Here is a 19,152-nt window from a genome sequence, read left to right as displayed (position 1 = left end):
TTATGAAACATAACTAGGCGTCGTCAAGCCGGCAATTGCGCGATTGTGGCCGAGCGGCTATGGGAGGGTCGAGGAGTTGCCCCTGATACCGGACGGCTGAAGCCGATTTTTCATGTGGGGCCTTGAACAGTTTACCCATGAACACCCAATCCATCCGTCCTCATCCCGACATATCGCTGCACCAGCTCAGGATATTCACCGCCGTTGCGCAAGCGACAACGCTGACCGAAGCCGCCAAGCAATTGGGAATTGCCCAGCCCTCCCTGTCCCAGCAGCTCTCCCGGCTCGAAACGCTTGTCGGCGCGCGCCTGTTCAATCGCCGACCTGGAGAAATGGAACTGACCGAGGCGGGCCACTACCTCCTGCCCAAGGCCGAACACGTCCTGCGCGGCATGCGCGATCTCGAAGACGGACTGATGGAATATACGTCCGGGCGCCGCATGACGATAAGGCTGGCCGGGATCACCTCGGTGTTGCGCGTTCTCCTGCCGCCCGCGCTGCGGCGGCTGCAGGAGATTTTTCCCGATATCGATTTCGATATCCAGGACATGGCGCCGTCCGACATTCTCGAATTGCTCTATGATCGCCGCATTGCGGTGGGGCTTCTGGCGGACAATTCACTGTCGGCTTCGGGCGGCGGTTTTGCCCAGATCCCCCTGCTCACCGATTCTCATGTGCTTGCCGTTCCCGGCCATCTCGATCTCTCCAGGGTGGAACGGCCCGAGCGCGATCTGCCTGCTGACCAGCTGGCCATTCTCAACCAGTCGATCCAGTTCGCGTTCGGTTCCCAGCACACCAAACGTGTCCAGAACTGGTATGAGCGGTTGTTCCCCGGCCACACCATCGTCGCCCAGTGCCGCAGCTTCGAGGTGGCGGCCGAACTGGTCAGGGCCGGCGCCGGTGTGTGCCTTGTTCCCGCACTCTCATTGCTGCATGGCGCCGAAACGCTCAAAGGCATTCGGCTCTATGCCGTCAACGCCGCGACACGGCGCATCATGGCGCTTATCCCCACGCAATATCAGCATATCGAGCCCTATCGAACCTTCCTCGATACGCTTAAAGATGCCGCGCACACCATCGTCCTGCCGCAGATCTCGCCCATTCCGCCCTTCCTCGATAACGGCCCGCAGGCGCAATTCTAGCCATAGGCGCATGGCTATGGGCTCCATAGATTGCGCGCAGCCCACTCTCTTCGCAGCATGAACGATACGGCAATCATGCCGTGTTCAAATGAGGAGAAACACTATGGCCTGGAACAAGCCCAAGCTCACTGAAATTCCTGTCAGCATGGAAATCAACATGTACGCCTGCGCAAAGCGCAAGTAGTCGATTTTGCCTGCCGCGGTTTCCCGCTATGACTAAAATCCTCATACTCGGTGCCGCGGCAGGCGGCGGCGTGCCGCAATGGAATTGCGGCTGCGACAACTGCCGTGATGCGCGCTCGGGCACGCTCGATATCGGCGGCAACCAGGCTTCGATCGCCATCAGTTCCGACGGCGAGCACTGGTTTTTGATCAACGCCTCGCCCGATTTGCGCCAGCAGATTGCCAATACTCCTGCGCTGTGGCCCAAGCCGGGCCTGAAGCGCCATTCGCCCATAACGGGCGTGATCCTCACCAATGGCGAAATCGACGCAATCACCGGGCTCTTGACGCTGCGCGAAGGCTCGCCCTTTACGCTCTACGCCCATGATCGCGTGCTTTCGATCCTCAGGGCCAATTCGATCTTCAATGCGCTCAAGCCCGAAAACGTGACCCGCCAGCCCATTGCGTCCGGCCAAAGTTTCGTGCCGGCGCTGCCCGACGGATCGCCCTCGGGGCTGGAGATTTTTGCCTTTGCGGCGCCGGGCAAAACCGCGCTGTTTCTCGAAGGCCATGATGAAAATGCCGAAGGCGACACGCTCGGCCTCGTCATCACCGACCGTTCGAGTGGCGCGCGCATGGTGTTTGTGGCGGCCTGCGCCGCGATCACCGATGAGCTGTTGGGCCTGATCGAGGGGGCCGACGCCGTGTTTTTCGATGGCACGCTGTGGCGCGACGACGAGATGATTGCCCAGGGCCTCAGTTCAAAGACCGGCCAGCGCATGGGTCACATTGCGATGAGCGACGTCATCCCGGCCCTGGCCGCTACACCGATAGGCAACAAGTTCTTTCTGCACATAAACAATTCCAATCCGGCGCTGCGTCCGGAGTCAGATGAGCGAAAAGCGCTCGAGGCGGCCGGGTGGTCCATACCCGCCGAAGGGACGGAGATTACACTATGAACCAGATAACCGCGCTTTCGGTCGCCCCCGATCTCGAGCTCGATTCCCCCGAGGCGCTCGAAACCCAGCTTCGCCATATCGGCGCCACCCGCTATCACAACCTGCACCCCTTTCACGGCCTGCTGCATGGCGGCAAGCTCAACAAGGGGCAGGTGCAGGCCTGGGCGCTCAACCGCTATTTCTACCAGTCGACCATTCCACTCAAGGACGCGGTGGTCATTTCCCGTTTCCGCGACCGGGCCACCCGCATCGAATGGCGGCACCGGATATCAGATCATGACGGCGACATCGGCAGCGAAGGCGGCATCGAACGCTGGCTAAAGCTCACGACCGGATTGGGTCTCGATCCCGATTACGTGGAATCGACCGAAGGTATCCTGCCGGCCACGCGGTTTGCGGTTGAGGCCTACGTCCATTTCGTGCGCGACCGCACCCCGCTCGAAGCCATAGCCTCCTCGCTCACCGAACTGTTTGCGCCCAATCTGCATCAGGAGCGCATCGCCGGAATGCTCGAGCACTACGATTTCATCTCCCCCGATGTGATGACCTATTTCTCGCGCCGGCTCGATCAGGCCACCCGCGATGCCGATTTCGCGCTCGACTACGTCAAGACCCATGCCCGCACGCCCGAGGAGCGGCGGCTGGTGTGCAACGCACTGATCTTCAAGACCAACGTGCTCTGGGTGCAGCTTGATGCGCTGCATCACGCCTATGTCGGCGGGCACATCCCGCCCGGCGCTTTCGTTCCGGATGCGACATGACCCAGGCAGCACCCGCATCGCGCCGCCGCATGGTGGCAACGCCCCAAAGCGCGCCACGCCTCGCCCGCGGGGTCAAGCTGCGGCACGACGAAACGCGCGACCGCTGGGTGCTTTTGGTGCCCGAACGGGTGCTGGCACCCAACGATATCGCCGTTGAAATCCTGCATTTGTGCGATGGCCAGCGTACCATCGCACAAATGGCCGACACGCTGGCGGAAAAATACGCTGCACCCGCTGACCAGATCGCGTCCGACGTGATCGAAATGATTCAGGATCTGGCCAATTCCGGGTTCCTGATCGATGGAGGAGGAAAACCATGAGCCCGACCCTCGACCGGCACCATCCCCCGATCGAAACCGATCCCAATGACGGATTGGCCCTGCTCGAAGGCAGGGGGCAGCCGATTGCCGCCCAATACGGCATTCCGCTCGCCGTGCTGATCGAGTTGACCCACAAATGCCCGCTGCAATGTCCCTATTGCTCCAATCCGGTCGAAATGGAGCGGGCCCGCAACGAATTGACCACCGAGGAGTGGAAGCGGGTCCTCGACGAACTTGCCGAAATCGGCGTGCTGCAGGTCCATTTTTCCGGCGGCGAACCGACGGCCCGCAAGGACATTGTCGAACTGGTCCAGCATGCGACCGACCGCGATCTCTATACCAATCTGATCACCTCGGCCGTGCTCATCGGCCGCGAAAAACTGGCCGAGTTGGCCGATGCGGGCCTGTCTCATATCCAGATCAGCTTTCAGGGCAGCGATGCGGTCAAGGCCGACCGGGTTGCAGGTTTTCGCAATGCCCACGCCAAAAAGCATGAAGTCGCGCGCTGGGCGCGCGAACTCGATCTGCCGCTGACCGTCAATGCCGTCATGCACCGGCAGAATCTCGACCAGCTCGAAGATATCATCGCCATGGCGGTGGATATGGATGCCGACCGCATCGAGGTTGCCAACGTCCAGTACTACGGCTGGGCGCTCAAGAACCGCGCCGCGCTGATGCCCACCATCGCGCAGATCGATCGCGCCACCGAGGTGGTGGAGGACGCCCGCGAGCGACTCAAGGGCATTCTCGACATCGATTTCGTGATCCCCGATTATTATGCCGAACGGCCCAAGAAGTGCATGGGCGGATGGGGCCGCCAGTTCTTCAACATCACGCCCTCAGGCAAGGTGTTGCCCTGCCATGCTGCCGAAACGATTACCGAGCTCGAGTTCCTTTCGGTGCGATCCAACCATTCCATCGCCTGGATCTGGCAGAACTCGGACGCCTTCAACCGTTATCGCGGCACCGGCTGGATGCCCGAACCATGCCAGAGTTGCGCCTTCAAGGAAGTCGATTTCGGCGGATGCCGCTGCCAGGCCTTCGCGCTGACCGGCAAGGCAGAGAATACCGATCCGGCCTGTGCCCTTTCTCCGCACCACAGCGAGATTTTCAAGACGGCCGAAACGGAAGCCGAAACCGGCGCCACGCGGTTTATCTACCGCAATTTTGCCGGCGGCACGCTCGAAGCGGAGCCTGTGGATGGAAAATGAGGCGGCGATCAAGGCCGACCCGCACACGCCGCTCACAACACAAATGCTGCCGGTCGGCGAAGGGCATACGCTTTACGTCGAAACTGTGGGCAATCCCGACGGCGTCCCGGTGCTCTTTTTGCATGGCGGACCGGGCAGCGGCTGCCAACCGAGCCATCGCCGCCTGTTCGATCCGGGCCGGTATCATGCCGTCCTGTTCGATCAGCGCGGGGCCGGGCGCAGCACCCCGCACGCACAGCGATCGGCCAATTCCACCGACCGGCTGGTCGCCGATATCGAAACGATCCGCATGGCATTGGGAATAGACCGCTGGCTCGTGGTCGGTGGGTCGTGGGGTGCGACACTGGCGATTGCCTATGCGCAAAACCATCCGGACCGTGTTACGGCCATTTTACTGCGCGCTACCTTTTTGGGCACGCGCCGCGAACTCGACTGGGCGTTTTCAACCGCCATGCCGCATTTCTACCCGCGCCTTCATGCCGATTTCCTGGACCTGCTGACACCGTCAGAGCGCGCAGCCCCGCTCGAAGCCTACTGGCGCCGCATCCTCGATTCCGACCCCGAAATCCATCGGCCGGCAGCCTTTGCCTGGTATCAGGCCGAACGCATCCTGTCCCAGATTGCGCCGCCAGCGGACCGATTGGATTTGTCGAAGCTTCCGGCTCCGGGCGCACGATTTCCCACCTCGCCCTTCATGGAAGCGCACTATTTTTCCAACGACTGCTTTCTCGAGCCCGACCAGTTGCTGGTCAACGCTGCAAGACTGGACGGCATTCCCGGTCGCATTGTTCAGAGCCGGTATGATCTCTTGTGCCCGCCGGCCACGTCTTTTGCCCTGGCCAAGGCGTGGCCCGATGCCAATGTGCGGATCGTCGACACGGCGGGTCATGGGCAGGGTGAGCCGGGTGTGGAGGCCGCGATAACCCAAGCCCTTGCCGATCTTCATCCCACTGTCACCAACGGGCAATAGACAGGCCCGATTGATGCGTAGTTAAACTGCGTGACACCAGCTGATCTGTTTTGGGCGTGCATGCAGAACCGTTCCTACCCCACACTCGCCGAGGCCACGAGAATATGGGCTCGGATCGGCCTCTTGAGCTTCGGCGGGCCGGCCGGCCAAATCGCCATGATGCATCGCATTCTTGTCGAAGAGCACAAATGGCTCGGCGAGCAGCGATTTCTGCACGCCCTCAACTACTGCATGTTGCTGCCGGGGCCTGAGGCCCAGCAGCTCGCTGTCTATATCGGCTGGCTGATGCATCGCACGGCAGGCGGCATCATTGCCGGTGTGCTGTTCGTGATACCGGGCATCGTCGCCATCATGGGGCTGAGCTGGATCTATGCCATCTGGGGCAATGTCGGGATTGTCGAGGGGCTGTTTTTCGGGCTGAAGGCTGCGGTCCTCGCCATAGTCGTTCAGGCCGTCATCCGCATCGGCGGCCGGGCGCTCAGGAACGGCGCGATGCTGGCCATAGCAGCCGGGGCTTTTATCGCCATTTTCGGCTTTGCCGTTCCCTTTCCCATCATCATTCTGGCAGCGGGTATCATCGGGTTTTTGGGCGCGCGAGCCGGGGTGCCAGCCTTTAAGCCCAGGATCAATCAGGGCAAGGTTGGAGCGAAACAGATCGCCGATGCCGACACGCTGCTCGGTGAAGAATCTCCAGCACATACCCGTGTCGACGCGCGATGGGCGCTTCGGATCTCCCTTGTCATTCTCTCACTTTGGCTCATCCCGGTCGCATTGCTTTTCGCGCTTTTGGGACCCGATGACGTGTTCTCGCAGATCGCGGGCTTTTTCAGTGTCATGGCTGTCGTCACCTTCGGTGGCGCCTATGCGGTTCTCGCCTATGTCGCCCAGGAGGCCGTCCAGAATTTCGGATGGCTGACGCCGGGCGAAATGCTTGACGGGCTGGGCATGGCCGAAACAACGCCGGGACCGCTGATCATGGTCACCCAGTTCGTGGGCTTCATGGGCGCCTTTCGTGCACCCGGAACGCTGCCGCCTTTGCTGGCGGGAACGTTGGGCGGATTGCTGACCACCTGGGTTACGTTCGCGCCGTGCTTTTTATGGATATTCCTCGGCGCGCCGTTCATCGAGCGCCTGCGGGACAACACGGTCCTGACCGCCGCCCTGGGCGCCATCACCGCAGCCGTCGTCGGCGTGATCCTCAATCTTGCCGTCTGGTTCGGATTGCACGTCGTGTTTTCCGAAGTTGTGGAATTTTCCAGCTTTGGACTGGCTCTCGACATACCCGTTCTCGAATCCATCAACTGGTTCTCGGCACTTCTCGTCCTTGCGGCGATGATCGCGATCTTCCGGTTCGGACTGGGGCCGGTCACCGTATTGGCCGGTTGTGCAGCGGCCGGGGTTGCACTTCATTTGGCTGGCGGCCTCACCGCCTAACCGATACGCTTGGCCCGGATCGCAATTCGCCACTTGACGCTGTATCCATATATCGATATTTCTCGATATATGGATACAGATCACGCCCTCGACGCTTTCGATGCACTTTCCCAGCCCACCCGTCTGGCCATATTCCGGCGCCTTGTGAAAATCGGACCGGAAGGCTTGCCAGCCGGGGAAATCGCCGAAGCCGTCAATGGCCGACAGAACACCATTTCGAGCCACCTTGCCGCTCTCACGCGCTCAGGACTGATCGTCTCCGAGCGCGAGGGCAGGACCATCCGCTACAGCGCCAATTTCAAGACCGCCGGCGATCTCGTTGCGTTCCTGCTCGAAGATTGCTGCGGCGGTCGTCCCGAAGTGTGCGCCCCGCTGGTCACCAATCTCTCCTGTCTGCAACAAACCGCCACGGAACCCTGCTGTGACTGACACCCCCTACTCCGTCCTTTTCCTGTGCACGGGCAATTCCGCGCGCTCGATCATCGCCGAAGCCCTGCTCAATCGTGACGGAAAGGGCCGGTTCAAGGCCTGGTCGGCCGGAAGCAAACCCAAGGGAGAGGTCCATCCCTTTACGCTCGATCTACTCAATAATTTGGGGATCGATACCCAATTTGCCCGCTCCAAGAGCTGGGACGAGTTTGCCGAGCCGGGTGCACCCGAATTCGACTTTATCTTTACCGTCTGCGATGACGCGGCCAACGAGCCCTGCCCGGTCTGGCCCGGTCATCCCATGACCGCCCATTGGGGGATTGCCGACCCTGCCGCTGCCGAGGGCACCGACGCTGAAAAGCACTATGCCTTTGCCGAAGCGGCACGCCATCTGGGCACCCGCATCTCCTTGCTGCTCAACCTGCCCATCGCCAGTCTTGATCGCCTGGCCCTCAAGTCCAAGCTCGACTCTATCGGCAAAACGCGGGACTGAACCTTATGACATTGGATACAAGCGCTCCCGCCCCGGCGGGCGGCATCGGCTTTTTCGAAAAATGGCTCTCGGTCTGGGTTGCAGCCTGCATCGTTGCCGGGATCGTGCTCGGCAATCTCATTCCCGGCCTGTTTGTAGCGCTTGCGGGCCTCGAATATGCCTCGGTCAATTTCGTCGTCGCCGTGCTCATCTGGGCCATGGTCTATCCCATGATGGTCGCCGTCGATTTCACCGCCATCGGTCAGGTCGGCAGGCAACCCAAGGGGCTTGTGCTGACCCTCGTGGTCAATTGGCTCATCAAGCCGTTTTCCATGGCCCTGCTCGCGGTCCTGTTCTTCAATGTGATCTTTGCGCCGCTGATCGATCCGGCCGATGCGCAGCAATATATCGCCGGCCTGATCCTTCTGGGCGCCGCCCCCTGCACCGCCATGGTGTTCGTCTGGTCGCAACTGACCAAGGGCGATCCCAACTACACCCTCGTCCAGGTTTCGGTGAACGACGCCATCATGGTGGTCGCCTTCGCGCCCATTGTCGCGGTGCTGCTCGGCCTTACCGAGATCACCGTGCCGTGGGAGACCTTGCTGCTCTCGGTCGGGCTGTACGTCATCCTGCCGCTGATCGCCGGCGCCATCACCCGCCAGATCCTTCTGCGCGGCGACCCGACCGACACCCGCCGCATCGACGCCTTTAATGCGCGCATAAAGCCCGCCTCAATTATCGGACTTTTGGCGACCGTGGTCCTGTTGTTCGGCTTTCAGGGGCAGACGATCCTTGCCAATCCGCTGGTCATCGTTTTGATCGCCATACCCCTTCTCATCCAGTCCTACGGCATTTTCGGCATCACCTATTGGGCCGCCTGGAAGTGGAAGGTGCCTTTCAATATCGCCGCGCCCTGCGCCCTGATCGGAACATCGAACTTTTTCGAATTGGCGGTGGCCGTGGCCATTTCGCTCTTCGGTCTCAATTCCGGCGCCGCGCTGGCCACCGTGGTCGGTGTGCTGGTTGAAGTCCCGGTCATGCTCTCGCTTGTTGCCCTCGCCAACCGCACCCGGCATCACTTTACGGAGGTCTGAATTGGCCATCACCATCTACCACAACCCCGATTGCGGCACCTCGCGCAATACGCTCGCCATGATCCGTCAGTCGGGCGAAGAGCCGGAGATCATCCAATATCTCAAGACCCCGCCGAGCCGCGAAACGCTTGTCGATCTCATCACGCGGTCGGGCCTTTCGGTCCGCGAGGCCATGCGGAAAAAAGAAGCGCCCTATACCCAACTCGGTCTCGATGATCCTTCGGTCGCCGACGAAGCATTGATCGACGCCATGCTGGCCCACCCGATCCTTATCAATCGTCCGTTCGTTGTGACAGAAAAGGGTGTGCGCCAATGCCGCCCCTCCGAACTGGTGCTCGATATCCTCCCCAACCCCGATATCGGGCCCTTCACCAAGGAAGACGGAGAGATCGTCATCGACGGAAACGGAAAGCGCATTGTCTGAAATCGATAATTTCCCCGCGCTCGCCGAGGAGCAATTTCACCCCATCGACGAAACGGCGCTGCTCTCTCCGCAACACAAGGAGCACGCTCCGCGAATCCTGCTGCTTTACGGGTCTTTGCGCGAGCGCTCCTATTCGCGTTTCGCGACAGAGGAGGCCGCCCGCATCCTGCGCCGGTTCGGGGCCGAGACGCGCATTTTCAACCCCGAGGGTCTGCCCCTGCCCGACGGCGCGCCCAAGGACCATCCCAAGGTCGTCGAACTGCGCGAACTGGCGCTGTGGTCCGAAGGCATGGTCTGGTGCTCGCCCGAGCGGCACGGGGCAATGTCGGGCGTCATGAAATCCCAGATCGACTGGCTCCCGCTCTCGATGGGCGGTGTACGGCCCACGCAAGGGCGGACGCTGGCCGTGATGCAGGTCAATGGCGGCAGCCAGTCCTTCAATGCCGTCAACCAGTTGCGCATTCTGGGCCGCTGGATGCGCATGGTCACCATCCCCAACCAGTCCTCGGTGCCCAAGGCCTTCAACGAATTCGACGAGGCCGGGCGCATGCGCCCCTCGCCGTTTTACAACCGCATCGTCGATGTGATGGAGGAACTGGTCAAATTCACCCTCCTGGTGCGCGATCGGGCCGACTATCTGGTGGATCGCTATTCCGAACGGGTCGAAAGCGCTGAGGCGGTGGCCGAGCGCGTCAATCAGCGCTCGATCTGAGGGCATGAAGGTCCGCCGCTTTCCCGGCGGACCCGATCATCTATTCGGCCAGCGGCTCGAACCGGCGTCCGCTGATATGGGAAATGACCGTATAGGCCATGACGCCCAGCGCATAATAGGACGAGGCCGACGCCTCCTCGCGCGGCATGACGATCATCTGGTTTTCCCGGCAAGCATGCAGGAAATCGCAGAAATTGGGCAGAACCTGTTCAAGATGCCCGAACGCGTCTTCCAGGGTTTCCAATGCATCGGTGCGGTAGGTGACGAACAGGAAATCGGCATCGAGTTCGGGCAACGCCTCCGCACTCATGCGCGCGAATTCGCCCTCGGGGATGGCATCGACACGCTCGGGAAATGCAAATCCCGCATCGCGCAGCACGCGCCCCAAACCGCCATAGGTGTGCCAGGACAAAACTTCCCCATTTACGCCCTGGATGACATTGACCGAGATCGACCCGGTGTCGATCAGGCGCCGGATCTGCTCGATCTGGCTGTCATACCGGCCCTCAAGAATGGCCAGCGTATCGGTCGTGCCGGTAATTTCGGCCAGCGCTTCATACATGCCGAAATCGCCGCGCACCGTGTCATCGAGCACGATGGTCGGCGCGATGGCTTCGAGCTGTTCCACCGGGGCGGTCTGCCACGGGGTCGTGATGATCAGGTCCGGCTCGGTTGCGGCGACGGCTTCGATGTCGACCGGCAGATTGCCCACAAAGGCAATGTCGGAATTGTCGAAATCGACGCCGGTCAAGACCTTGGACGAGCGGATGAACCCCTCGCCCGTCTCGGTGGTCCGTCCGTGACTGGCGACCGGATGGACACCGAGTTCGATCAGCGGAATGGTGATCGAAAGATCCTGCAGCGACGCGATGCGCTGAGGATCGGCCGGGATCTCCACTATCCTCCCGGCATCGTCGGTAAAGCTGCGCGTTTCCTGCGCCAGCACCGGCGCGGCGAAAACGATCGCGCCAATTGCAATGATTGATCTCACTAGGCTCATGATTTGATCCCCCGGTTTCTATTTTACTGTTCGAGCGGCGTGTAGTCGCGGCCCACCACATGGGACGCGACAATCTGGGTGAGCGCGGTGAGGGAATCATAGGTCGCCGACGAGGCGATCTCGCGCGGGATATAGACAATCTGACCGTTGCGGCAGGCGTGCATCACCTCGCACCAGCCCGGCAGAACCTCGTCGAGCGCCGCGCGGGCCTGGGCCGGGCTTTCGCCCCGTTCTGCCGCGTAGGTGACGAAGATGAAATCGGCATCGAACTCAGGGTAGGATTCGCCCGAGAAAATCTGGCGCTCATTGCCCTCGATGGCGTCGATGGCTGCGGGGAAGACAAAGCCGGCATCGCGCAGAACCTTGCCCAGCGAACCGTACGTATTCCAGACCTGCAATTCGCCGCCATAGGCCTGAATGACGCTGACTTGCGTTTCGGCGGGGTCGGTCAGGCCCGCGATCATGTCCAGCTGTGCCTGATAGCGGGTCTCGAGCTTGTCGAGCACATCGGTGGTGCCGGTCACTTCGGCAATGGTCCGGTAAACGTCGAAATCATCCATTGTCGAGATGGGAAAGACATAGGTGGGCGCAATGGCGCGAAGCTGGCCGACATCGGCGGTCTGCCAGTCGGTGGTAAGGATCAGGTCAGGCTCGAGCGCCGCTATGGCTTCGACATCGGCGGGCAGGTTTCCGACAAATTCGATGGTGGAATTGTCGAAATCATAGCCCGTGATCAGCTTGCCCGACCGGATATTGGGGGCGGCATTCTCGGCGGTGCGACCGTGACTGCCGACCGGAACAATGCCGAGTTCGAGCAGCGCTACAGTCAGCGAGGTATCGTGCAGCGCCACGACCCGTTGGGGATCGGCGGGCACGGTGACATCGGTGCCCGTGCCGTCGGTGAGCGTTTGGGCATCCTGCGCAAAGACAGGCGAGATGGCCAGCATGGAGGCAAGGCCGGTGGCGAGAAGGCGATTGATCATGAAAAACTCTCTTGGGATCTGGATTTGACGGTGGTGAGGTGATCGAGGCGCCAGCGCAGCACATTGCTGCCGCCGCCGTCGGCGACGACGCCGCAATTGCCCTGGACCATGTAGGTTTGCGCCTTGAGGCGGATATCGAGTTCGGTATCGCGCACAGCGGCGCGGACGGTGAGTTCGTGACCCTCGACAGGGTCATCTGGCATTTCGAATGGCAGCACGCGCACCTGACGCATGCTGGCACTGTGTGCCGCCGCCCATTCGAGCGCCGCCAGCTCGGCCACCTGAACGGGCTCGGGCAGGTCGGTGCGCCCCTTATAGGCGGGAAGAAAGACTTCACCGCGCGACAACGCCTCGAGAAAGGCCGGCGCCTGCCCGGCGGTCATCCGGCCGTAACGCTGCCGATCGGGCATAACGACAAGCGAAGCCGCAAACCGGCACCCGCCCAGATGGGTTGCCTGCACGATGTTGAATTTGTTCCGATCGGCAATGGCGACCAGTGCCTTGTATGTCGAAAAGCCATACCGCGCGCAGCAGGCATCCCGACGCGAATCCGTGCAGACAAGAATGGTTGTGCGTGGATCGGTTTGGCCGGGAAACATCTTGCCATCGGCGTAGCCGTCAATCGCGGCGATCAGTGCCGCTTCGCTTTCAAAGTCAGCAAAGACTCCCTCCGGCTGTGCCATCAGACGCGGCAAAGCCTCGCTGTCGCCGACCCGATCGACGAGCGCGACGTGCAGACCACTTTTTGCGGCATTGTGAATGGAGGCGGCGAGCAGTTCGCTCATGTCCGCCGACTCCCACCTTGGGGTTCGCCATTTGCCGCGCGGCCAGGCGAGCAGCAACACCCGCCCCGGCGCATTGCCAGTGCCCTGCAAGGGCTCGTCGCGCTCAAGACAAAGATCGCGGCAGAATTGGTGTTTGCTCATTCGGCCGCCTCTTCAAACGCAGGTGCGGTGAGGAGCGTCAGAACTGTGATCGCACCGGCAAAAAGGCCGAGATGGTTCATTGTTCAAATTCCTTGGAAAGCCTTGCACCGGATCCGCGCCCGCGGACCCGGCACCAGTGTGCAGCCCTATTGGGCCTGCCCTATGGGTGTGAAAGCGCGGCCAGCGATATGTGTCGTCAGCAGATCAAGGTTCAGCCCCAGGGCGCCGAAGGAATAGCCAAAGCTCGCATATGGGAAGAACACGTACTGGTCGTTCCTGCAGGCATGTAAAAAGTCGCACCAGCCCGGCAAGAACTTGTCCAGTCCGGCACGCACCTGAACGGGACCGTCCTGCGGAGTCGTGCCATAAAAATTGATGACAAAGTCCGCATCGATATCCTGCCAGCGCTCCGGGCTGATGGCCATGGAGCGGCCGTCCATGTCCGCGGCGATCTCGGGCAGGTTCAACCCTAGGTCGCCCAGCGCGACCGTGAGTGCTCCAAGATCGTTATAGACATAGACAGAATCCCCTGCGGGAAAAGAAAACGTAACGCTGACGGAAACATCGCCTGCTTCTTCAAAGAATGGCCGGACCGTCTCCAGCTTACGATTGTACGCTCCTGACAGGGCCTCATAGGCATCCAAGTGACCAGTCGCTTCAGCGAGTACCCTCATACCGTCGCGGACGGGATAAAGGTTAGGGTCGATGACAAGCGTTGGTGCGATCACCGAGAGCTTTTCGACCTGTTCTTCAAGCATGGTGATGATGAGATCAGGATCAAGCGCCGCGATCGTTTCGTAATCGAGATCGTTGTAAGTGCCGATAAACTCAAAATCGGCTGTATCGAAATCAATACCCAGCAAGTCCGGCACCACCCGCAGATAGGGCTTGCCCTCGGCATCGACCCGCCCCGAACTGCCCACCAGCGGGACGCCGAGTTCAAGCAGCGGCAGGGTCAGCCGATTGTCATTTTGCGAAATGACGCGCTCGGCCGTTAAGGGCACCTCGACGACACGCCCGGCATCGTCGGTGACCATGCGCGTTTCCGCCGCCAGCACCGGCGTGGCCATAAGGGCGAAAACGGCGAATATGGTTTTAATCGGTTTCATCAAAATGACTCTCCGCTAAATCTGTTCGTCTGTGGTCAAGGGCACGAAGTCGCGGGTAGCGATTTGCGAGACCAAAATGTTGAGGACGGAGCGCAACGCGGCAAAGCTGACGGCCCGCATCTCCTCGCGGTGCACCATGAAATATTGATTGTTGTGCGCCGCATGCAGTTCCTGCCGCCAATTGGGGACGGCCGCATCCCAAAGCTCGTAGATCGCCTGAACCGTTGTGCCCGTGGCCGGCCAATAGGTGCTGATCATGAAATCGGCATCGAACTGGTGGACCAGTTCGGGGCTGAGATCGATGCGCGACTCTTCAAGCTCGGCGATCGTCTCGGGCATGGAAAACCCCAGCGCGTGAATGATCTGGGTCAGCGCATCATAGGTGCGAAAGCCCCGAACCGCCCCCGACCGGGGCTCGATCACCCCGACCGATACACTTGCTGGATCGCCAATGGTTTGCGAGATCACGTCCTGGGCTGCTGCAAAGCGTACCTCCCAATCTGCCAAAAGCTGCTCGTAGACATCGAGCTTGCCTGCCACGTCGGCGATCTTGCGGTAGCGGGCCAGAAGGTCCTCCTCCCAGCCGGCGATAACGACCGCTGGGGCAATCAGCGAAAGCTGTTCGTAGCTGTCCACTCCGCCTTCCGAGAGCAAGATAAGGTCCGGCTCGGCTATGGCGATGGCTTCGAGGTCGTATTCATTGGGATCGCCGACCCAGGCGATATCGGAATTTTCAAAGCGGAAGCCGAGCGCGTCATAGGCGCCCCGGACATAGGGATCGCCATTATTGACGCCCGGGTCCACCCGGCCGCTCGAGCCGACAAGAGCGGCACCGAGTTCTAGCAGGGGCGACGTGATCTGCTCACCGCGCAGGGAAACGATGCGCTGGGGATCGACCGGGACTTCGACCTCATGACCCATGTCGTCGACAAAGAGGCGTGTTTCCTGAGCCAGAGCTGAAAAAGAGGACAGACCCGCAACCATGACAAGCGCAGCAACACGCGTCAGCCGGCCAACCGATTGAAATGAAAAGCTCATGGGTAAATAACTCCAAAAAAAAAAGCATTAGCGGTCGTCGGCGTTGGTTTCCGGATCGCCGTCCAGCGCGGCCTCGATCATCGGCACAAGACGCTCGATGCCGTAGGGCAGAGACAAAAGCGTTGCGTGCGAGAAGGCGCCGGTCATTTCCTTGCCCGCCAGCACCTCACCGCCGCGCTGGACGACATCGAGATAGGGCCTGTCGGGCAGGGCCAGCACGTTGTCGAAATTTCCATCCGAGGACACCCAGACAATCAGATCGCCATCGAGCGGGGAAAGATCTTCAAGCGACAGCGACGCCCAATAAGGGCTGTCTTCAGTCGCAAGCTCCTCGATCTCCTGCGGTGTCTCAAAACCCATGTCGCCGAGAAGCTGCGCACGGATATCGCCCGAGGTGTAAGCACCAGGATCGCCCTGTTGCCGGATGGCGGCCACCGATGCGGTCATCCCCTGCCATTGGGGATGGGTGGCAGCCACCTCGGCAAGCTGGGCGCGGATAGCGTCGACCTGAGCCTGCGCCTCATCCTGGAGGCCGACGGCCAACCCGGTGCGCAGCGCACGATCATCCCAACTCATATCGTAATTGCCCACGCCCGGCGGCACCGCAACGACCGGCGCGATCTGGCTGAGCCTCTCATAGTCTTCCGGGGTGATATTGGACCAAAGTGCAAGGATCACATCGGGGTCCGCAGCCAGGATCATCTCGAAGTCGAGGTCTCCGCGAACCACGGCATCCGGAACCTCCTCAAGAAGGGAATCGGCCCATGGCCAGACGACGCGCTCATAATCGCCGAACCAGTATTTGATGACCACCGGCTGGATGCCCAGGGCAAGCAGATCGTCGGCTCCTGATGCATCGATGGTGGCAACCCTGACCGGCTTTTCAGGAATGATTGTCGTGCCGAACTTGTGCTCGATGGTGAGCGGAAACTCCTGCGCGAGCGCGGACGACGTCGGGAATGATAAAATGCCGGCGGTCATGAGAACGCCAAGGGCAAAACGGTTCATGTCATGTCTCACAGATGCGATTTGGCGGCGGCCCGTTGCAGGAGGTAGATGAAAACGGGCACGCCGATTATTGACGTTATGAGGCCTGCGGGGAGTTGAATGGGGGCAAAGGCCGCGCGTCCGATCAGATCTGCAACCGAGACCAGAACCGCGCCGCACAAACCGGTCAGCAGCGTATGAATGCCAATGCCGCTGCGGGCGATGCGTCGGGCGGCGTGCGGGGCGATGAGCCCAACAAAGCCCAGCGGCCCCACGATAGCCGTGGCGGCCGCGGCAAAACCCACGCCCACGCAGATCAGTCCGTAGCGCGCCCATCTGACCGATGCGCCCAGACCGATCGCCGTATCTTCGCCCATGCGCAGCACCGACATGATGCGGCTGAGCGCCAGGATCAGCGGCATGAGCACAAGGCACCAGGCAAAGAGAACATGCACATCGGTCCAGGTTGCCGCATTGACCGAGCCGGCCAGCCACGACAGGGCCGACATGGCACGATCGAGATCGCCATAGGTGAGCATGGCCGAGGTGATCGACGAGATGAATGCCGAAACCCCGATGCCGAGCAAAATGAACCGGATGGTGTTGTTGCCGCGCCTTTGAAAGCTCAACGCCTGCACAAGGACTGCAACACCGAGAGCACCGCCAAATGCAATGAACGGCCGCCAGCCGGAGCCCAGTTGCGGGAACACCACGATGGCCGAAACAACGGCAAGCGCCGCGCCCTGGCTGATGCCGATGAGCGAGGGGTCGGCCAGCCCGTTTCGGGTGACATTTTGCATGGCGCCGCCCGAGAGCGCCATCATGGCACCGGCCAGCGCCGCGACCAGGGCGCGCGGCATCCTGAACTGCCACACCACATTGTCGATCGCGGCCGAAACCGTCGTCCCCGACAAGGTCGTCCACAACGTTTCAAGATCGATGTCATAGCTGCCAAGCGTCAGGCTGACTGCCCATATCGCGACAAGCAAAACGCCCAAAACCCCGACGGCGACAAGACCCCGCGCCGGCAGCCGCAGCGCGATACGCTCATTTGCCGCGCGCAGGACGACATGGCGCTCCGAGGCCGCGACGCTCATTTGGCCCTCATGCGGACGAGTTGGATAAACACCGGCGCGCCGACCATCGCGGTGATGATGCCGGTCGAGATTTCGCGCGGCGGGATGGCAACGCGCGCAATGATATCGACACCCAGAAGATAGGCCGCCCCGATCACCGCCGAATAGGGCACGATCCAGCGATAATCCGATCCCACGAACAGGCGCGCGATATGGGGAATGACCAGACCGACAAAGCCCATGGGACCAGCAAGGGTCACCGAACACGCGGTAAGAACCACGACGACCCCGAGCAATTGCAGCTTGAGCGGCCCGGTGCGCACGCCGAGCCCCTTGGCCACGTCGTCCCCCATGGCCAATGCGGTCACCTGTCGGGCCAGAGCCAGCCCTGCAATCAGCGCCACGGCGATCCAGGGACCGGTAACATAGAGCATCGAGATATCGCGGCCGGCCAGCGAGCCCGAAAGCCAGATGCGAAGATTGTCGAACGAATCCTCATTGAGCAGATGAGCGATCGAAATGATGGCGCCCAGAAAAGCGGAAATGGCTGCGCCAGAAAGCGTCAGTGTCAGCGGCGTCGGCCCACCGGGCGCCCAATGGGCGATGAAATAGACGACCAGCGCCGTGACCAGCGCGCCGAGCGCTGCAATCCACGGGAGCCAGTAAAGCGCTGCGGGACCGAAAAAGAACGACACTATGACCACGGCAAACGACGCGCCGGCCATCAATCCCAGCAGGCCCGGGTCGGCCAGAGGATTGCGGGTAACCCCTTGCATGAGCGCCCCGGCAACCGACAGCGCGGCCCCCACCGTAAGCGCGATCAAGGCGCGCGGCAGGCGTAGATCCCAGATGATCATGTGATCGAAAACCGTGGCGTCGCGGTTGACGATGGCCTCGAGAACGGTCGCGAGCGGCAGGTGCTTGGCGCCCACGGCGATGTGCAGGCCAAAAAGCACAACCGTTAGCCCGATCAGCAGCGGCAGCCCCGAAGCGGTGAGGACCATGCGCCGCGAGCCCGGCTCATGTGTGACCGCGCTCATGCGACGCGAACCGCCGCCTTGCGGCGGGCATGGGTGCCCAGCGGCACGCAAACCAGATGGCCTGTGGTAACATCGCGCACCACATGGGCATCGAGATCGAAAACATCCTTGAGGCGCTCGGCGGTAAAAATGGCCTCTGGCGTGCCCTCGCAGGCGACCTTGCCCTCTTTCATCATCACCAGATGATCGGCATAGGCTGCAGCAAGGCTCAGTTCATGGAGAACCACGACCAGCGTGCGGCCGCCGCCATGGGCCAGATCGGCCAGCAACTCCATCAGATCCACCTGAACCTTGAGATCAAGGAACGTGGTTGGCTCATCGAGCAGCAAGAGATCGGTTTCCTGGGCGAGCACCATGGCGATCCAGCAGCGCTGACGCTGCCCGCCCGAAAGCGAATCCACCGGGCGATCGGCAAATTCGGTGACCGCGGCCGTCGCCATCGCCTTTTCGACAGCGTCCTGATCCTGCCGCGTCCATTGCCGCATCAGGCCCTGATGGGGAAAACGCCCCTGGGCAACCAGCTCCCGAACCGTCAGCCCTTCGGGCGCGATCGGCCCCTGGGGAAGAATGCCCATGGCCCGCGCCACATCGCGGCTTTTTGCGGCATGGATCGATTTTCCATCGAGCAGGACCTGCCCCGCATTGGGGGTTAGAATTCGCGCCATGGTCTTGAGCAGCGTCGACTTTCCTGACCCGTTCGGCCCGACCAGTACGGTCATCTGCCCATTGGCAACCCCGAGCGAAACATCCGAAAGGATCTGTGTCCCCTCATAGCCCGCAGCAACGGCTTGTGTGGAAAGACGCGCGGAATTTGTCCTGGCGTCGGAATGATCGTCGCTGGGCATCGCGCCCTCTCGTCTTCTGGTGCCTCAAACAGGGGCGGCCCATCAGCCGGCGCGCGTC

The 19,152-nt window shown here is 61.3% G+C and carries 22 protein-coding genes; 13 read left to right on the top strand and 9 right to left on the bottom strand.

Annotation, left to right across the window (positions count from 1 at the left end; all coding sequences use genetic code 11):
- Nucleotides 1-137: 137 nt before the first annotated feature.
- The 13 genes from V6617_RS05185 (at nt 138) to arsH (ending at nt 10,090) form a co-directional block, all read left to right on the top strand.
- Complete coding sequence (locus V6617_RS05185) at nt 138-1,142, top strand: LysR family transcriptional regulator (protein WP_338609598.1); 1,005 nt, start codon at nt 138-140, stop codon at nt 1,140-1,142.
- Between the two features lie 88 nt (nt 1,143-1,230).
- Nucleotides 1,231-1,326, top strand: coding sequence for a pyrroloquinoline quinone precursor peptide PqqA (pqqA, locus tag V6617_RS05180; RefSeq protein ID WP_338609597.1), 96 nt, complete (start codon nt 1,231-1,233; stop codon nt 1,324-1,326).
- Between the two features lie 28 nt (nt 1,327-1,354).
- The gene (pqqB, locus tag V6617_RS05175) at nt 1,355-2,263 is read left to right on the top strand and encodes a pyrroloquinoline quinone biosynthesis protein PqqB (protein WP_338609596.1); all 909 of its coding nucleotides are present in this window, start codon (nt 1,355-1,357) and stop codon (nt 2,261-2,263) included.
- Nucleotides 2,260-3,024, top strand: a complete 765-nt coding sequence (gene pqqC, locus V6617_RS05170) for a pyrroloquinoline-quinone synthase PqqC (RefSeq protein WP_338609595.1) — start codon at nt 2,260-2,262, stop codon at nt 3,022-3,024. The genes pqqB and pqqC overlap by 4 nt, the downstream gene beginning before the upstream one ends.
- A gap of 29 nt (nt 3,025-3,053) precedes the next feature.
- Nucleotides 3,054-3,344 (top strand): pyrroloquinoline quinone biosynthesis peptide chaperone PqqD, encoded by a 291-nt coding sequence (gene pqqD / locus V6617_RS05165; protein ID WP_338610640.1) that lies wholly within the window; start codon nt 3,054-3,056, stop codon nt 3,342-3,344.
- Complete coding sequence (gene pqqE, locus V6617_RS05160; protein WP_338609593.1) at nt 3,341-4,555, top strand: pyrroloquinoline quinone biosynthesis protein PqqE; 1,215 nt, start codon at nt 3,341-3,343, stop codon at nt 4,553-4,555. The genes pqqD and pqqE overlap by 4 nt, the downstream gene beginning before the upstream one ends.
- A complete protein-coding gene (gene pip / locus V6617_RS05155; RefSeq protein ID WP_338609592.1) occupies nt 4,545-5,525 on the top strand; it encodes a prolyl aminopeptidase in 981 nt (326 codons plus the stop codon). Before pqqE ends, pip begins: the two co-directional genes overlap by 11 nt.
- A gap of 60 nt (nt 5,526-5,585) precedes the next feature.
- Entirely contained in the window at nt 5,586-6,959 is a 1,374-nt protein-coding gene (gene chrA / locus V6617_RS05150) for a chromate efflux transporter (RefSeq protein WP_338609590.1), read from the top strand.
- A 69-nt stretch (nt 6,960-7,028) separates the two neighbouring features.
- The gene (locus V6617_RS05145) at nt 7,029-7,388 is read left to right on the top strand and encodes a helix-turn-helix transcriptional regulator (RefSeq protein WP_338609588.1); all 360 of its coding nucleotides are present in this window, start codon (nt 7,029-7,031) and stop codon (nt 7,386-7,388) included.
- On the top strand, nt 7,381-7,881 hold the full coding sequence (locus tag V6617_RS05140; RefSeq protein ID WP_338609586.1) for an arsenate reductase ArsC: 501 nt from the start codon (nt 7,381-7,383) through the stop codon (nt 7,879-7,881). Before V6617_RS05145 ends, V6617_RS05140 begins: the two co-directional genes overlap by 8 nt.
- A 5-nt stretch (nt 7,882-7,886) precedes the next feature.
- Nucleotides 7,887-8,954: an ACR3 family arsenite efflux transporter gene (gene arsB / locus V6617_RS05135; RefSeq protein ID WP_338609585.1), complete on the top strand. Its 1,068-nt coding sequence runs from the start codon at nt 7,887-7,889 to the stop codon at nt 8,952-8,954.
- 1 nt (nt 8,955) lies between these two features.
- Nucleotides 8,956-9,378 (top strand): arsenate reductase (glutaredoxin), encoded by a 423-nt coding sequence (gene arsC, locus V6617_RS05130; protein ID WP_338609584.1) that lies wholly within the window; start codon nt 8,956-8,958, stop codon nt 9,376-9,378.
- Nucleotides 9,371-10,090: an arsenical resistance protein ArsH gene (gene arsH / locus V6617_RS05125; protein ID WP_422394805.1), complete on the top strand. Its 720-nt coding sequence runs from the start codon at nt 9,371-9,373 to the stop codon at nt 10,088-10,090. The genes arsC and arsH overlap by 8 nt, the downstream gene beginning before the upstream one ends.
- Nucleotides 10,091-10,130: 40 nt before the next feature.
- Here the strand turns inward: arsH and V6617_RS05120 are convergent, their stop codons facing one another.
- The 9 genes from V6617_RS05120 to V6617_RS05080 all read right to left on the bottom strand — a co-directional run bounded on the left by V6617_RS05120 (nt 10,131) and on the right by V6617_RS05080 (nt 19,094).
- Nucleotides 10,131-11,090, bottom strand: coding sequence for an ABC transporter substrate-binding protein (locus tag V6617_RS05120; RefSeq protein ID WP_338609583.1), 960 nt, complete (start codon nt 11,088-11,090; stop codon nt 10,131-10,133).
- A gap of 23 nt (nt 11,091-11,113) precedes the next feature.
- Nucleotides 11,114-12,073, bottom strand: coding sequence for an ABC transporter substrate-binding protein (locus V6617_RS05115; RefSeq protein ID WP_338609582.1), 960 nt, complete (start codon nt 12,071-12,073; stop codon nt 11,114-11,116).
- A complete protein-coding gene (locus tag V6617_RS05110; RefSeq protein ID WP_338609581.1) occupies nt 12,070-12,999 on the bottom strand; it encodes a sucrase ferredoxin in 930 nt (309 codons plus the stop codon). The genes V6617_RS05115 and V6617_RS05110 overlap by 4 nt, the downstream gene beginning before the upstream one ends.
- A 146-nt stretch (nt 13,000-13,145) precedes the next feature.
- Entirely contained in the window at nt 13,146-14,036 is an 891-nt protein-coding gene (locus tag V6617_RS05105; protein WP_338609579.1) for an ABC transporter substrate-binding protein, read from the bottom strand.
- Between the two features lie 87 nt (nt 14,037-14,123).
- On the bottom strand, nt 14,124-15,146 hold the full coding sequence (locus tag V6617_RS05100; protein WP_338609577.1) for an ABC transporter substrate-binding protein: 1,023 nt from the start codon (nt 15,144-15,146) through the stop codon (nt 14,124-14,126).
- A gap of 27 nt (nt 15,147-15,173) precedes the next feature.
- Nucleotides 15,174-16,154: an ABC transporter substrate-binding protein gene (locus V6617_RS05095; RefSeq protein WP_338609575.1), complete on the bottom strand. Its 981-nt coding sequence runs from the start codon at nt 16,152-16,154 to the stop codon at nt 15,174-15,176.
- 8 nt (nt 16,155-16,162) lie between these two features.
- Nucleotides 16,163-17,230 carry an iron ABC transporter permease gene (locus V6617_RS05090; protein WP_338609573.1) on the bottom strand — a complete coding sequence of 356 codons (1,068 nt, stop codon included), beginning with the start codon at nt 17,228-17,230 and terminating at the stop codon, nt 16,163-16,165.
- On the bottom strand, nt 17,227-18,249 hold the full coding sequence (locus V6617_RS05085; RefSeq protein ID WP_338609571.1) for an iron ABC transporter permease: 1,023 nt from the start codon (nt 18,247-18,249) through the stop codon (nt 17,227-17,229). Before V6617_RS05085 ends, V6617_RS05090 begins: the two co-directional genes overlap by 4 nt.
- On the bottom strand, nt 18,246-19,094 hold the full coding sequence (locus V6617_RS05080) for an ABC transporter ATP-binding protein (RefSeq protein ID WP_338609569.1): 849 nt from the start codon (nt 19,092-19,094) through the stop codon (nt 18,246-18,248). The genes V6617_RS05085 and V6617_RS05080 overlap by 4 nt, the downstream gene beginning before the upstream one ends.
- Nucleotides 19,095-19,152 lie beyond the last annotated feature (58 nt).

This window comes from Pelagibacterium nitratireducens, from assembly GCF_037044555.1.
Taxonomy (GTDB): Bacteria; Pseudomonadota; Alphaproteobacteria; order Rhizobiales; family Devosiaceae; genus Pelagibacterium; species Pelagibacterium nitratireducens.
The sequence above is the reverse complement of the archived record's forward strand: the minus strand, read 5'-3'. Positions and strand labels throughout refer to the sequence as shown.